Here is a 13,364-nt window from a genome sequence, read left to right on the forward strand (position 1 = left end):
CACAACGCACGAAAACGGGCAAAAGTAGTGCGGTCATTCGGGTGAATTGCGCGGTTCCGCACATCGGGACGCCATGACCGGTCACCGCCGCACACCGCCCGCACCGCGCCCACCCCTCGCACCATCCGCACTGCCCGCACCGCCGCTGTCAGTGGCGTCGTGTGCAATGGCGCCATGAAGGTCACTCACGATCAGGTGCTGGCCTGGCGGCTGCGACAGCAAAGCCTGGCGCCCCGTACCACCGCCTCGCCGACGGAGCTCGTCGAGCGTCTTGCCGGTGTCCAGGCGCAGATGGCCTCCGCCGCCGAACTCGCCGTCGCGACCCGGCAGCGGGCTCCGGCCCCCGATGCCGTGCGGTCGGCCCTGGAGGCGCGTTCCGTGGTCAGGACCTGGGCGATGCGCGGCACCCTGCATCTGCTGCCGGCCGAGCGGATGGCGTCGTATCTCGCGCTGCTGGGTGCCGCCCGGACCTGGGAAAAGCCGTCCTGGCAGCGGGCGTTCGGGGTGAGTCCGGGGCAGCTGGAGACGCTCGGGGAGGCCGTCGACGACATCCTGGAGGGGCAGGTCCTCACCCGGCAGGAGCTGACGAAAGCGGTGCTGGCGCGCCGCGGTCTGGAGGAGTTGGGCGAGCAGTTGTCCTCCGGGTGGAGCACCGTCCTCAAACCGCTGTCCTGGACGGGGCGGTTGTGTCAGGGGCCGCCCCAGGGGCAGAAGGTGACGTTCACCTCGCCGCGGTCGTGGGTGCCGGGCTGGCGCGGTCTGCCGGACCCGGAGGAGGCGGCCGCGACGGTGATTCCCGCGTACCTCAGGGCCCACGGCCCGGCCACGCCCGCCGCGTTCGACGCCTGGCTGCTGCGGGGTGCGACCCGTAAGGCCGTGCTCCGCGGCTGGTTCGCGTCGCTCGGCGACCGGCTGACGGAGGTCGAGGTCGATGGCGAGGGCGGCGCGTTCGTGCTGAGCGAGGACGCCGAGGCGCTGGCGCGGGCGAAGCCGTCGCGGGAGGTCCGGCTGCTGGCCGGCTTCGACCAGTACGTCCTCGGGCCCGGCACCGGGGACACCCGGCTGATCGCGGCCGGGCGGCGCAAGGCGGTGAGCCGGACGGCGGGCTGGATCTCGCCTGTGGTGGTGCACGGCGGCCGGGTGGCCGGGGTCTGGGAGTTCACCGAGCGGACGGTGGAGGTGACGCTGTTCGAGGAGCACGGCGCGGTGCCACGGGCGGGCCTGGAGGCGGAGGCCGCGCATCTGGCCCGCTGCACGGGACGCGAGCGACCGCTCGTCGTGCGTACGGGCTCCAGCCAAGGGGGCGTAGGCGCTGGTCAGGGGGATTGTCAGACCCAGGTGCAAGACTCGGGGTCATGAGATGGGCGGTGGTGGAGACGGGCGACGGGGGTGCTCGTCTCTGCCCGCTCGCCCCCGATGGCCGGCCTGCCGGTCCGGTGCTGGAGGAACCGTCGCTCGCGGCGGCGGTGCGGGCGCGTCCCGAGGTCGAGCGGTGGGTGTGGCGGTCCACCGCGGAGACGTATCGGCGGCTGCTGGCGGCGGGGGTGCGGGTCGAGCGCTGCTATGACGTGGAGGCCGCCGAGTCGCTGCTGATCGGCCACGAAGAGGGCCAGTCGGGCCAGCCGCGCTCGCTGGCCGCCGCCTGGGCCCGGCTGCACGGCCTGCCGGTCCCGGAGGACGCGCCCGCGCGGGCCGCCGACACCCAGCCCTCTCTGTTCGAGCCGGGCCCGGTGCCGCTGCCGCCCGGCACGGACGAGCTCACGGCCCTGTTGGAGGTCTACGCCGGCCAGGTGGCGCGTACGGCGAAGACCGAGCATCCGGAGCGGATGCGGCTGCTGCTGGCCTCGGAGTCGGCGGGGATGCTGGTCGCCGCGGAGATGACCCGGGCCGGGCTGCCCTGGCGCGCGGATGTGCACCGTGAGCTGCTGGACGGGCTGCTGGGCGATCGCTATCCGGGCGGTCTTGAGCCGCGCCGGATGGCGGAGCTGGCGGAGGAGGTGTCCCGGGCCTTCGGGGCGGACGCCAGGGTGCGCCCCGACCTGCCGAACGAGATCATCAAAGCTTTTGCCGGCGCCGGGATTCCTCTCACCTCCACCCGCAAATGGGAGCTCCAGAAGATCGACCATCCGGCGGTGGCACCGCTGCTGGCGTACAAGTCGCTCTACCGCCTGCACACCGCCCATGGCTGGTCTTGGCTCCAACAGTGGGTGCACGACGGCCGGTTCCGCCCCGAATACCTCCCCGGCGGCACGGTCTCCGGGCGCTGGACCACCAACGGCGGCGGCGCGCTGCAGATCCCCAAGGTGATCCGGCAGGCCGTGCTCGCCGACCCGGGATGGCGCCTGGTGGTCGCCGACGCCGACCAGATGGAGCCGCGGGTGCTGGCCGCCGTCTCCCGCGACCGGGGCCTGATGGAGGTGGCCGGCAGCGGCGAGGATCTGTACGCCGATCTGGCCGCCCGCGCCTTCGACGGCGACCGCGACCAGGCCAAGCTCGGTCTGCTGGGCGCCATTTACGGCCAGACCTCGGGCGACGCCCTCAAGCACATGGCCGACCTGCGCCGCCGCTATCCGGCCGCGGTCGCCTATGTCGACGACGCGGCGCGCGCCGGCGAGGAGGGCCGACTGGTGCGCACCTGGATGGGTCGCACCTGCCCGCCCGCATCCATGGCGGCACCCGACGAAGCGGGCCTGCCCCAGGAGGAGGACCCGCCCACCGGTTACGGCAGCAGCTCGGCGGCCCGCGCCCGCGGCCGGTTCACCCGTAACTTCGTCGTCCAGGGCAGCGCCGCCGACTGGGCGCTGTTGATGCTGGCCGCGCTGCGCCGCTCGCTCTCCGAGGCGGATCTCCGTGCCGAACTGGTTTTCTTCCAGCACGACGAGGTGATCGTGCACTGTCCCGCGGAGGAGGCGGCGAAGGTGTCCGAGGCGATCACGGCGGCGGCCGACGCGGCGGGCCGGATCGCGTTCGGGGAAACCCCGGTCCGCTTCCCGTTCACCATCGCGGTGGTGGACTGCTATGCGGAGGCGAAGTAGGGCTCTAGGCCCGCGCTGCCCCATCCGATGATCCGGGAAGGGGCTCGACGGTCGAGATCAGGCCGCGGGTGATCCGTACCATCGCCGCCACCAGCAGCTCGCGGGGCCGGTCGGGCCGCTCCAGCCACCACAGGGCGAGCCCGTAGAGGGAGCTGCGGATCGCCTCGCCCAGCGGCTCCAGCTCGGCCTCAGGGATGCCGGGCACGAACTCGCGGAGCAGGGACATATCGGTCTCCCGCTGCCTGCGTTGCAGTTCGCGGTGGAACGCCTGCACCTCCGCGTCCCCGGTGGTGTCGCGGAACATCATGCGCCAGGTGTACGGATGCGTCTCCACATACCCGAACCAGGCGTCGTACATCGCCCGCATCCGGGCGTCCAAGTCCCCCTCGCCGTGCAACAGTTCACGGATGGGGGCGGCTGCCAGCTCGTCGCGGTGCCGCTCCAGCAGGGCGAGGTGCAGCTCCTGCTTGGAGTCGAAGTGGCGGTAGAGCATCGGCTTGCTCAGACCGGCTTCGGCGGCGATCTCCCCGATGGTGGTGCCCGCGAAGCCACGCTCGGCGAAGAGCCGGGCGGCGGTGTCCTCGATACGTGTCCGCGCCTCGGCGCGGGCGGCACGACTCCGGTCGATCTCACTCATGCGCTGCTCCGGTCGGTTTCGTTCATGCGCTTACGTTCTCGCCCTCACGTTCTCGCTTCGAGGGCATGCGGCTCATGCGAGGTGGCTCGTAGCGCACGGAATCTGGCTTGATCAGGCCCGTGATTTCGACTGGCGGCGGGGCCCACGATGAAGGATACTCATTCGTGTACCGCTTGGTATACGCATAAGTAACTTGGTAGCGCCAAGATACGGGGGACCCGACGTGATCGTTTCCGTACACCTCGCCGACATCGGTGCCCGCGCCGCGCTCGCCGCCCTCCGCGACCGCCCACACCCGGGCAACACCCCCGGCCTCCGTTACGCCGAGACCACCATCACCGGCGGCATCGCCGCGGGCCTGCCCAAGGTGCGCCTCGGCCGGGCCGCACTGATCGCCGCGTGGGAGGACGACGCCGCGCTCGACCGTTTCCTCGCCGAGGACCCAACGGCCCGGCGCCTGGCCCGCGGCTGGCATGTGCGCCTCCAGCCTCTCCGGGTCTCGGGCTCGTGGAGCCCGATGCCGGTGGACATAGCCCCCGCCGCGGCGCTGGACGACGAGGACGGGCCGGTGGCCGTCCTCACCCTCGGGAGGTTGCGACTGCGCCGCGCGGTGCCGTTCCTGCGCGCCAACTCCAGAGCCTCCGGTCAGGCCGCGGCCGATCCGTCGATGGTCGCCTCCATAGCCCTGGCCAGACCGCCCCGCTTCGTCGCCACCTTCTCGATATGGCGAAGCGAGTCGGCGATGAGCCGCTACGCGTACGGCACCGCGCAGCCGCGGCAGAGGGGCGTGGCCACGAGACACGAGTCAGCGGGCAACCAGCACAAGCAGGTGATCAAACAGCATCAGGCGGACCCGTTCCATCACGAAGCGGCCTTTGTGCGCTTCCGGCCGTACGCCTCCCAGGGCACACTGGACGGACGCGAACCGGTGGCGGCAGCCATGGCCGCAGCCACCCAGCCGTAGCCCGGGCACAGTTGTGGCGCCGGCCCCGCTCGCCGACTTCGATCTCGTCATCTCCGATGATCTGCTTCCCTAGGAGGAGCAGAACACGCTTCAATCCCGGGGTGTGCGGTATCAGTTGCCGACGGAGAGGACCCACTGGTCATGAGCGGTGAGACAGCGGAATCGCGCGAGGATGTCACCGCCCGCCCCGGGCTGGAGCGCGTCAACCCGCCCCATCTGGCGCCGCCGACCGGATTCAGCCATGCCGTCCGCGCCACATCCGGCACCATGGTGTTCCTCGCCGGGCAGACCGCCCTCGACGGTGCGGGCCGGATCGTCGGCGACGGCATCGTCGAGCAGTTCGAGCGGGCGCTGGCAAACCTCCTGGAGGCGGCCGCGGCCTCCGGCGCCGGCCCGTCCGACCTAGCCAAACTCACCGTATTCGCCGTCGACATCGCCGACTACCGGCGGCATTCCCGGGCTATCGGCCAGGTGTGGAAGCGCCTGGTGGGCGGCGACTTCCCCGCCATGGCGGTCATCGGCGCGACCCGTCTGTGGGACGAGGCGGCTTTGGTCGAACTCGAAGGCATCGCCGTCGTCCGATAGAGGGCCGTTCACCTACCCACGGCGATGTCCCTTAGGGGGTGGTCGAACAGATCCCCTAGGGGATGCAGGGTCCCCTTGCATGCCACAACGCGGGGGCAGCGGGCGGTATTCCGGCGCGTGTTGCGATCGCTGGTTGCTACGCCCACCGGAGTCGCAACGCTGGAGCCGCCGGCACCGCGCTCGCGGGCACTGCAGTCACCGGCACCGCAGCCGTTGGCACCGGAGTCACCGGCACCACAGCCCCCAGCACTACAACCGCCGGCACCACAGCGGCCAGCACCGCAGTCACCAGCACCACCGCCCCCGGCACCACAGCCGCCAGCACCGGAGTCGCCAGCACGTCAGTCGCGGGCGCCACAACCGCCCGCACCGCAGCCGCCGGCACGTCAGTCGCGGGCACCACAACCGCCCGCACCACAGCCGCCGGCACGTCAGTCGCGGGCACCACAACCGCCCGCACCACAGCCGCCGGCACGTCAGTCGCGGGCACCACAACCGCCCGCACCACAGCCGCCGGCACGTCAGTCGCGGGCACCACAACCGCCCACACCACAGCCGCCGGCACGTCAGTCGCGGGCACCACAACCGCCCACACCACAGCCGCAACCGCGGGCGCGCGCGAAGCGCGGCGCCCGCGGTGACGGAGGCTACTTTCGTCCGCGGGCCATGCCCACCGGATCCTTCCTGAACGCCCAGGTCATCTTGGGCTCCATCGCGAACCGGAACATCCGCTGGACAGGCGGTGTGCACAGCACCGTGACCACGGTTCCCGCGATCAGGGTCAGCAGCACCGCGCCCCACGGCGTGTGCATCCACGCGTAGGTGTCGTACCAGCCCCAGAACCGCGAGCCCTTGGCCAGGAAACCGTGCAGCAGATAGCCGTACAGGGTGCCCGCGCCCAGCGCCGTACACCACATCGTGCGCCCCGGAATCCAGGCGAAGAAGCAGGCCACCAGCACCATCGAGCAGCCGAACATGGCGAGCGTCATCACCCCGCCGCTCCACCACGGTGCGGCCAGTTCCTGTGCACTGTCCCGGTGGTAGAACCACGCCGCATTCATCCGCGGCGCCGCCCAGTACGCGAAGACCAGCGCGAAGGCGAAGACCGGCACCGCCGCGATCCGCGCCTGCCGGCGGCGTACGAGCTTGAAGTGCTCGGGCTTCAGGCACAGCCCGACCACGAAGAACGGCAGGAACTGCAGCGTCCGCTGAAGATCCAGGTCCTTGCCGATGTTCGGCGAAAGTGACGCGAGTACGGCGATGGACAGCGCGAGCGGAAGCGGCCAACGCACGATCTTCCACAGCGGGGTGGTCAGCCGCCAGACGAACAACGCCAGCAGGAACCAGGTCAGATACCAGGGATCCGTGAGGCTGATCGGATAATCCGGGTCGTCATCCGCCCACCTCTTGAAGAGCGTGTACGCGACTTCGAAAAGGATGTACGGGACGGCGATGCCGGTGATCAGCCGCTGCAACCGGTCCTTGCGCATATCGAAACTGCGCGAGAAATAGCCGGAGATGATGATGAACGCCGGCATATGGAAGGCGTAGACGGTGATGTAGAGGGCGGCAGCCGCGCGGCTGCCGTCGCGCAGCGGTTCCCAGGAGTGCCCCATCGCCACCAGAACGATGGCCAGGTATTTCGCGTTGTCGAAGAACGCGTCACGCTGCTTCACCTGGGCGCCGGCATTGCCACCGGCCTTGGTTCCGGGCTTGGCGTGCGCCTTCGCGTGGCCTCTCCCCCTGGGCTTCGCATGCGATCTGGCAGCGGCCCCGGCGCCCGGGCCGGCGTGCGCCGACGACGGCCGCTCGGTCAGCGCGTCCGTCGCAACCGTCCCACCTGCGGCAACCGCTGTGTTCGCCGCAGCCGCCGTGGCAGCAGTGGCCCTCGTGGCCGTTGCCGCGGCGCCGTTCGCAGCGGACCACGACCGGCCACCCGCGTACCCGGAATCGGCCGCATACGACGCATCCGCCGCATACCCGGAACCAGCCGCGTACGCCGGATCGGCCGCATACGACGAATCCGCCGCATATGCCGAATCCGCCGCGTCATTCGGCACCTGCCGCTGCGGGGGAAGAGGCACCCGCCGATCGCCGTACGAGGGAAAATTGTTGTTCAAGGGCCCTCCCGGAACGAACCCAGGGAAGGAGCTGAACGCGGGCCCACACCGGGCCGCAAATCGGAACCCAAAAGCCAAATCCTGCGTCTTAGTTCTTTTACGGGGAGTGAGGCGGCGTCGAACATCCCGAGCACCTTAGCCTCGCCACGGGAATACCGTAAATCCCCGCCAGCCGCAGTCCACCCGCCACCCTCCCGCCCTCCACAGCACCTTCACGGCGTGAGCGAAAGGCCCAGGCCAACCATGGTTCTGCGGGCCGACGGAGCGCGACAGCGCGGCATGAACGAAGTCTCGGAACCCCTGAACGGAGCCTAAGCGATAACCCCTTCGATCCGCCGCATCGAGGCCGCCCGCGCGCTCCCATCCTCCCCTACGTCCCACGCATAGATCTCCAACGGCCGACCGTGCGCGCCGCGCAGCCGATGCACCGCCTCGACCCAGCGTGAACTGATCGCAGAGAGACGGGGGTTGATCTGGTCGGTGAATCGCGCATAACGCGCCAGCTTGTCCATCCGGGGTGCCCCGAGAATCCCCGTACGCACCTGGGGCGCCAGTTCGTGCACGGTCTTGATGCATCGTGCGCAAAAGCTCTGAACAACCAGTCGGCCCTGGACATGCGCACGATCGAGCCAGCCCCGCCGGCGCAGTTCGCGGAGGATCTGCGCCTCGATTCCCGGGTAGCGCCGGGGAGCCTTGATCTCCAGCAAAAGCCGCTGCCCATTTTGGTCCAGACGGCGCAAATAGTCGGCCAGCGTCGGCACCCGCTCCCCCGCGAACCGCTCCCCGAACCAGCTTCCGGCGTCCAGCCGCGCGATCTCGGCGGCCGTGAAATCCCCGACCCGCCACGGCGCCCGTCCGGGAAACACCTTCTCCACGTCCGTCGTCCGGTTCAGGGTCGTGTCATGTATGACGACCAGTTTGCCGTCCTTGGTGCGCTGCACATCGTTCTCGACCCATACGAGTCCCCGCCGGTGCGCCGCATCCACCGCGGCGAGCGTGTTCTCCGGTGCGTGTTGGGCGGCGCCCCGATGCGCGATCACCAGTGGCGCCTCCGCACCCCGCACGGACCCGGCCTCGGCTCCGCCCCCCACACCGACCTTGACACCCGGGACGGCCGCCACCGCGGAGGACGACATCGCCGTCGTGACCAGGAAGGCAAGAGCCGCGGCGACGATCCGCGTCGAACTCTGCAGCATGGACGAGCCTCCTGGTTACTCACCCGCAGACGACAACGCCCACGTCAGGTATGCCCCATGACCCCTGCAGCCCTTTCGTCCGGGAATATGGCGGCCCCTCCAACATGCCCCGATCCCCCCGCGCCCGCCACGCGAACGTCCCCCGGACCGCGCCGTATCGCCCGCCATCTCGCCCGTTTTCCGCAGGTCAGCGCGGTGCGGTCAGTCGCGGGGAGCAGCCCTCCATCCGTGCGTCACCGTCACGAAGCGTCGCGGGCGTAGGCGCGTCACGTCCGTCGGTACATTGCCGTCATCGACATATCGCCGCCATTCGCCCGATCCGGCACCAACCGCCGACTCCCGCGCCCCGCGTCCCGCGCCCCGTGTCCGCTCGGCCACTCCAGGAGAGCCGATGGTCAGTTCCTCCCTCAGCCCCTCCCTCAGCCCCTCCCTCCGCCCCTTCCGCCCCGGTGACGGCCCCTCGCTGCTGGCCGCCTGGCGCCGCAGCGTCCCGGACGATCCGATGACCGCCGCCCGGTTCCGCGCCCTGATCCTCCTCGACGCCAATTTCGAGCCGGCGGGCCTGCGGCTGGCCGTCCTCGACGGGCAGGTGGTGGGCGCCGCGTACGCCGTGCGCCGTCTCGTCCCCGCGATGGGCACCGACTTGGAGCCGGACCAGGGCTGGATCCCCTTCTTCTTCGTGGACCCGGCGGTACGCCGCGCAGGCCTCGGCCGCCGCCTGCTCACCGACGCCCTCGACTGGCTGCGCGCCCACGGCCGCACCCGCGTCGACTTCGCCTCGTACACCCCCAACTACGTCCTCCCCGGCCTCGACCGAACGGCATATCCGCAGGCCGGGCGGCTCCTGGACAGCCTTGGCTTCCGGACCCGGTACGAGGCCGCGGCGATGAGCCTCGACCTGGCCGGCTACCGCATGCCGGACGAGGTGCGTCGACTCACCGATGAGCTGACGGCGCGGGCGTACCGGTTCGGCACACCGTGCGATGACGACCTCGTCGACCTGGTCCGGCTGGCGGGCGAGGAGTTCGGCCCCGATTGGCCACGGACGATCCGGCAGTGCCTGACGACGGGCATGCCGTTGGAGCGCATCGTCATCGCACGAGATCCGGCCGGGCGGCTGGCGGGCTTTGCGATGCACGGCGCGTACGAGGGCGTGGGTGACGGAATTGGCGAGAGGGCGGACAAGGGGACGGATCTGGGCCCGGGTGAGGGGAGAACGGCCGAGCGCCCGGCCGGCGGCGGAATCGAGCGGTTCGGCCCGTTCGGTGTACGGGAGGAGCGGCGCGGCACAGGCCTGGGCAGGGTGCTGCTGCATCTGACGCTGGAACGGATGCGGGCGCTGGGCGCACGGCGGGCGTGGTTCCTGTGGACGAGCGAGCGGAGCCCGGCGGGCCATGTCTATCGGCGGGCCGGATTCCGTACGACCCGCGTCTTCGAGGTGATGCGGTGGGAGGCGACGGAGTCGCGGCGGGAGACGACGGCATGAGGCGCCGTGAGTTCGGCGCCGGCGCCACCGCCGCCCTGTTGGCGGCCACCGGATGCGGCGCCCCCGAAGACGCCGGGGTTGATGACGGCGGGGTTGATGACAGCGCGGTTGAGGGCCGCGGCAGCCGCCCCGGCTCCCCCATCGTCCTCACCCTCCTCTCCCATTACGCGAGCGAGCCCCTCAAGTCGGCCCTGCAAAGCGCGGTCGACGCATGGAACGCCACTCACCGGCGCGTCAAGGTGCGGACGACGGCGGTCAAGTTCACCGATCTGCTGACCACGTACATGGTCCGCCAGGCAGCCGGTCAGGGCGCCGACATCCTCCACCCGTACTGCCTGTGGACCGGGCAACTGGTGCAGGCGGGTGTGCTGCGGCCGGCGCCGCCCGAGGCGGTGCGGCGGATCCGCCGGGACTTCTCACCGGCGGCCGTCACTGCGTCGTCCGTGCACGGCACCGTCTACGGGTATCCCACCGAGGTGCAGACGTATGCGCTCTTCTACAACAGGCGGCTGCTGCGGGCGGCCGGCTACTCCGGGCCGCCGCGTACCTGGCGCGAGTTGGAGGAGGCGGCGTACCGCACCGCCCGGCGCGACCGGCACGGCAACACGCTGGTGCAGGGTTTCGGGCTGTCGCGGTTCGACGACTCGACCGTGGTGGGGCAGACGCTCGCGCTGCTGGCCGCGCGCGGAGGCAGTCTCCTCACCCCGGACGGGCGGTGGACCGCGATCGACTCGGCCGCCGGGCGGGATGTGTTCGACCTGGAGCGCCGGCTCATCGACCGGGGCGCGAGCGATACCGGCAGCACGCTGCCCAAGGCGTTCCCGTCCGGCCAGGTGGCGATGGCGATCAGCGCGGGCTGGTGGACGGCGGTGCTGCGCGGCCTGATGGGCAGGGCCTACCGGGATGTCGGGGTGGCTCCGGTGCCGGGCCTCGCCGCGGGCGACCGCGGCACCCTGGCCACCGGGTTCCTGCTCGGCGTGAACTCCAGGTGCCGGCATCCGGAGGCGGCCTGGGAGTTCCTGCGCTGGCTGAACGCCGTCCCGGTGCCCGCCCGCGCGCGCGGAGGAGACAACGGCCGAGGCAGGGACGGGGACAGGGGCGGGGACAGCGGCAGGCAGGTTTCCGTGACGAGGATGAGCGCGCTTCAGGTCTCCGTCGGGTCTATGACCGGCCGCGCCGACGATATGCGGGCGCTGCTGGGGCCCGGCAGCGGCAGCGACCCGAATCTCGGGCCGTTTCTGGACGCCCTGCGGTACGCCGATCCGGAACCGAACGGTCCGCGCGCTCAGCGGGTCAAGTCGCTGCTGCGCAAGAACATCGAGACGGTCTGGACGGGCCGCCGGTCGGTCGACGAGGCGCTGCGTCTGGCGACGCGCCAGCTCAACCAGGAACTGGGGAGGTGACGCGAGGTGGCTCGGTGCGGGAGGGCCGGGCGCGGGACGGCTCGGCGCGGTACGGCCCCACGCAGTGCGGCTTCGTCCGGCACCGCCACGGCCGGCCGCGGCCCGGCCCGTGCCGCACAGCGGCGGCAGACCGTCATCGCCTATCTGTTCCTGACGCCCACCCTGCTGTTCTTCGCGGTCTTCCTCGCCCTGCCGCTGCTCTTCGCCGTACTGCTCGCACAATCACGCTGGGCCGGATTCAACCTCGCCGATATCGAACCGGTCGGCCTGGACAATTTCACCGACCTCTTCGCCCAGGGTTCGACATTCCTGACACCCATCCTCACCAACACCCTGCTCTACGCCATCGGCACCGTGGTGATCGCCCTCTCCGGTTCCGTCGTCATCGCCAACTGCATCAACAACCTTCGTTTCCAGGGGGTTTGGCGAACTCTCTACTTCCTGCCGATCGTGACGACCGTGGTCGCCGTCGGCAATGTCTGGAAGTACATGTACGAACCGGGTGGCCTGGTCAATGGAGCGCTCAATGCTCTCGGCCTCCCCTCCGTCGCCTTCCTCCAGGATCCCGATACGGCGCTGCCGTCGGTTGTGGCGGTGCAGGCGTGGGCGTCCGTGGGAACCGCGATCCTGATTCTCACCGCGGGCCTGAAGTCGATCCCCGAGACCTATTACGAGGCGGCCGAGTTGGACGGCGCGGACCAGTTCACCATCTTCTGGCGGATCACCCTGCCGCTGCTCCGCCCGTCCCTGCTCTTCGTCTGCATCACCCAGTTCATCACGGGATTGCAGTCGTTCGCCCTCATCAATGTGATGACGGGTGACGGCGGACCGGGTGACGCGACCAATGTCGCGGCCCTGGAGATATACCAGCAGGCATTCACCTACGGCGACTGGGGCGTGGCGGGCGCCGCCGCGTTCGTACTTTTCCTGGTGATCGCGCTGATCACGATGGCGCAGCTGTGGTTGTTCCGCCGCAAGGGAGAGGACGCGTAAATGCCCCGCATCCGCCGCCGCTTCCCCTGGATGTCATACGCCCTGGTGGGCATCGGTGCCGTGGTCACCCTCGTGCCCTTCCTCGACATGCTGCTGACCTCGTTCAAGGGCCCCGGCGAGTACGGCAGACTCCCCTACCGTTTCCTGCCCGAGGCCTTTGATCTCGCCAACTACCGCGATGCGATAAGGCAGCTGAATCTTCCGCTGCTCTTCCGCAACAGCGTCATCGCCACCGGGCTCGTCACCGGCTCCATCCTCATGACGTCCTCGCTCGCCGGCTATGCGCTCGCCAAACTCCGCTTTCCGGGACGTGACCTGATTTTCCGTCTGGTCCTCTCGACGATGATGTTCCCGCCGTTCATCTTCTTCATCCCGCACTTCCTGATCCTGGTGCACTGGCCGGGGGCCGGCGGGAACGATCTGCTGGGCCGTGGTGGCGCGGGCCTCACCGTCAGTCTCGCCGCGCTAGTCATGCCGTTCCTCGTATCGGGCTTCGGCATCTTTCTGATGCGGCAGTTCATGATTTCCATCCCGGACGAAATGCTGGAGGCGGCCCGTATCGACGGCGCCGGAGAGTTCACCGTCTGGTGGCGCATCGTGATGCCGCAGACCAAACCGGTTGCCGTCACCCTGGCCCTGCTGACCTTCGTCAATGCCTGGAACGAATACATCTGGGCGCTGCTCGTCGCCACCGCGAACCCACGCCTGATGACGCTCCCGGTCGGTATCCAGATGCTGCAGAGTTATCTCGATCCCGACCGGACGGTGCCCGTCATGATGGCCGGCCTGGTCCTGAGCATTCTGCCGATCCTGCTGCTCTTTCTGATCCTGCAGAAGCACTACATCCGGGGCGTGATGCTCAGCGGCCTCAAATGACGAACGCAGGCACACAGCAGCCGCTGGACGGCAAAGGGCGACCGCACACGGCAACCGCTGGGCGGCCGC

At 70.1% G+C, this 13,364-nt stretch carries 12 protein-coding genes; 8 read left to right on the top strand and 4 right to left on the bottom strand.

Translation table 11 applies throughout. The features are described 5' to 3' along the window. The first annotated feature begins 174 nt into the window (after window positions 1-174). Window positions 175-1,359 (top strand): winged helix DNA-binding domain-containing protein, encoded by a 1,185-nt coding sequence (locus FCH28_RS33455; RefSeq protein WP_136743980.1) that lies wholly within the window; start codon window positions 175-177, stop codon window positions 1,357-1,359. Then, complete coding sequence (locus tag FCH28_RS33460; protein WP_136743981.1) at window positions 1,356-3,035, top strand: bifunctional 3'-5' exonuclease/DNA polymerase; 1,680 nt, start codon at window positions 1,356-1,358, stop codon at window positions 3,033-3,035. Before FCH28_RS33455 ends, FCH28_RS33460 begins: the two co-directional genes overlap by 4 nt. 4 nt (window positions 3,036-3,039) lie before the next feature. Here the strand turns inward: FCH28_RS33460 and FCH28_RS33465 are convergent, their stop codons facing one another. Next, window positions 3,040-3,672: a TetR/AcrR family transcriptional regulator gene (locus tag FCH28_RS33465; protein WP_136743982.1), complete on the bottom strand. Its 633-nt coding sequence runs from the start codon at window positions 3,670-3,672 to the stop codon at window positions 3,040-3,042. A 223-nt stretch (window positions 3,673-3,895) separates the two neighbouring features. On the opposite strand from FCH28_RS33465, the gene FCH28_RS33470 reads away from it, so the two are divergent. Together FCH28_RS33470 and FCH28_RS33475 are read left to right on the top strand one after the other, a co-directional pair. After that, a complete protein-coding gene (locus FCH28_RS33470) occupies window positions 3,896-4,636 on the top strand; it encodes a spheroidene monooxygenase (protein ID WP_136743983.1) in 741 nt (246 codons plus the stop codon). 141 nt (window positions 4,637-4,777) lie between these two features. Next, on the top strand, window positions 4,778-5,221 hold the full coding sequence (locus tag FCH28_RS33475; RefSeq protein ID WP_136743984.1) for a RidA family protein: 444 nt from the start codon (window positions 4,778-4,780) through the stop codon (window positions 5,219-5,221). A 136-nt stretch (window positions 5,222-5,357) separates the two neighbouring features. Here FCH28_RS33475 and FCH28_RS38390 read toward each other — a convergent pair whose 3' ends face one another. The 3 genes from FCH28_RS38390 to FCH28_RS33490 all read right to left on the bottom strand — a co-directional run bounded on the left by FCH28_RS38390 (window position 5,358) and on the right by FCH28_RS33490 (window position 8,537). Then, window positions 5,358-5,801: a hypothetical protein gene (locus FCH28_RS38390; RefSeq protein ID WP_169314317.1), complete on the bottom strand. Its 444-nt coding sequence runs from the start codon at window positions 5,799-5,801 to the stop codon at window positions 5,358-5,360. 67 nt (window positions 5,802-5,868) lie between these two features. Then, window positions 5,869-7,341, bottom strand: a complete 1,473-nt coding sequence (locus FCH28_RS33485) for an acyltransferase family protein (RefSeq protein ID WP_425472056.1) — start codon at window positions 7,339-7,341, stop codon at window positions 5,869-5,871. A 311-nt stretch (window positions 7,342-7,652) separates the two neighbouring features. After that, window positions 7,653-8,537 (bottom strand): glycerophosphodiester phosphodiesterase, encoded by an 885-nt coding sequence (locus tag FCH28_RS33490; RefSeq protein WP_136743985.1) that lies wholly within the window; start codon window positions 8,535-8,537, stop codon window positions 7,653-7,655. Between the two features lie 391 nt (window positions 8,538-8,928). Here FCH28_RS33490 and FCH28_RS33495 point away from each other — a divergent pair, with 391 nt between their 5' ends. Genes FCH28_RS33495 through FCH28_RS33510 form a run of 4 tightly spaced genes read left to right on the top strand, consistent with a single transcriptional unit; the run spans window position 8,929 to window position 13,295 of the window. Continuing rightward, the gene (locus FCH28_RS33495) at window positions 8,929-10,023 is read left to right on the top strand and encodes a GNAT family N-acetyltransferase (protein ID WP_136743986.1); all 1,095 of its coding nucleotides are present in this window, start codon (window positions 8,929-8,931) and stop codon (window positions 10,021-10,023) included. Then, window positions 10,020-11,426: an extracellular solute-binding protein gene (locus tag FCH28_RS33500; RefSeq protein ID WP_136743987.1), complete on the top strand. Its 1,407-nt coding sequence runs from the start codon at window positions 10,020-10,022 to the stop codon at window positions 11,424-11,426. Before FCH28_RS33495 ends, FCH28_RS33500 begins: the two co-directional genes overlap by 4 nt. 6 nt (window positions 11,427-11,432) lie before the next feature. Next, a complete protein-coding gene (locus FCH28_RS33505) occupies window positions 11,433-12,419 on the top strand; it encodes a carbohydrate ABC transporter permease (protein ID WP_187363990.1) in 987 nt (328 codons plus the stop codon). Next, complete coding sequence (locus tag FCH28_RS33510) at window positions 12,420-13,295, top strand: carbohydrate ABC transporter permease (RefSeq protein WP_136743988.1); 876 nt, start codon at window positions 12,420-12,422, stop codon at window positions 13,293-13,295. It begins immediately after the preceding gene. Window positions 13,296-13,364: the final 69 nt, after the last annotated feature.

Source organism: Streptomyces piniterrae, assembly GCF_005048155.1.
Lineage (GTDB): Bacteria > Actinomycetota > Actinomycetes > Streptomycetales > Streptomycetaceae > Streptomyces > Streptomyces piniterrae.

Excerpts from the sequence above, each read along its gene's own strand:
- FCH28_RS33455 (WP_136743980.1), top strand. The coding sequence starts at position 175 with ATGAAGGTCACTCACGATCAGGTGCTGGCCTGGCGGCTGCGACAGCAA.
- FCH28_RS33460 (WP_136743981.1), top strand. The coding sequence starts at position 1,356 with ATGAGATGGGCGGTGGTGGAGACGGGCGACGGGGGTGCTCGTCTCTGC.
- FCH28_RS33465 (WP_136743982.1), bottom strand. The coding sequence starts at position 3,672 with ATGAGTGAGATCGACCGGAGTCGTGCCGCCCGCGCCGAGGCGCGGACA.
- FCH28_RS33475 (WP_136743984.1), top strand. The coding sequence starts at position 4,778 with ATGAGCGGTGAGACAGCGGAATCGCGCGAGGATGTCACCGCCCGCCCC.
- FCH28_RS33490 (WP_136743985.1), bottom strand. The coding sequence starts at position 8,537 with ATGCTGCAGAGTTCGACGCGGATCGTCGCCGCGGCTCTTGCCTTCCTG.
- FCH28_RS33495 (WP_136743986.1), top strand. The coding sequence starts at position 8,929 with ATGGTCAGTTCCTCCCTCAGCCCCTCCCTCAGCCCCTCCCTCCGCCCC.
- FCH28_RS33500 (WP_136743987.1), top strand. The coding sequence starts at position 10,020 with ATGAGGCGCCGTGAGTTCGGCGCCGGCGCCACCGCCGCCCTGTTGGCG.
- FCH28_RS33510 (WP_136743988.1), top strand. The coding sequence starts at position 12,420 with ATGCCCCGCATCCGCCGCCGCTTCCCCTGGATGTCATACGCCCTGGTG.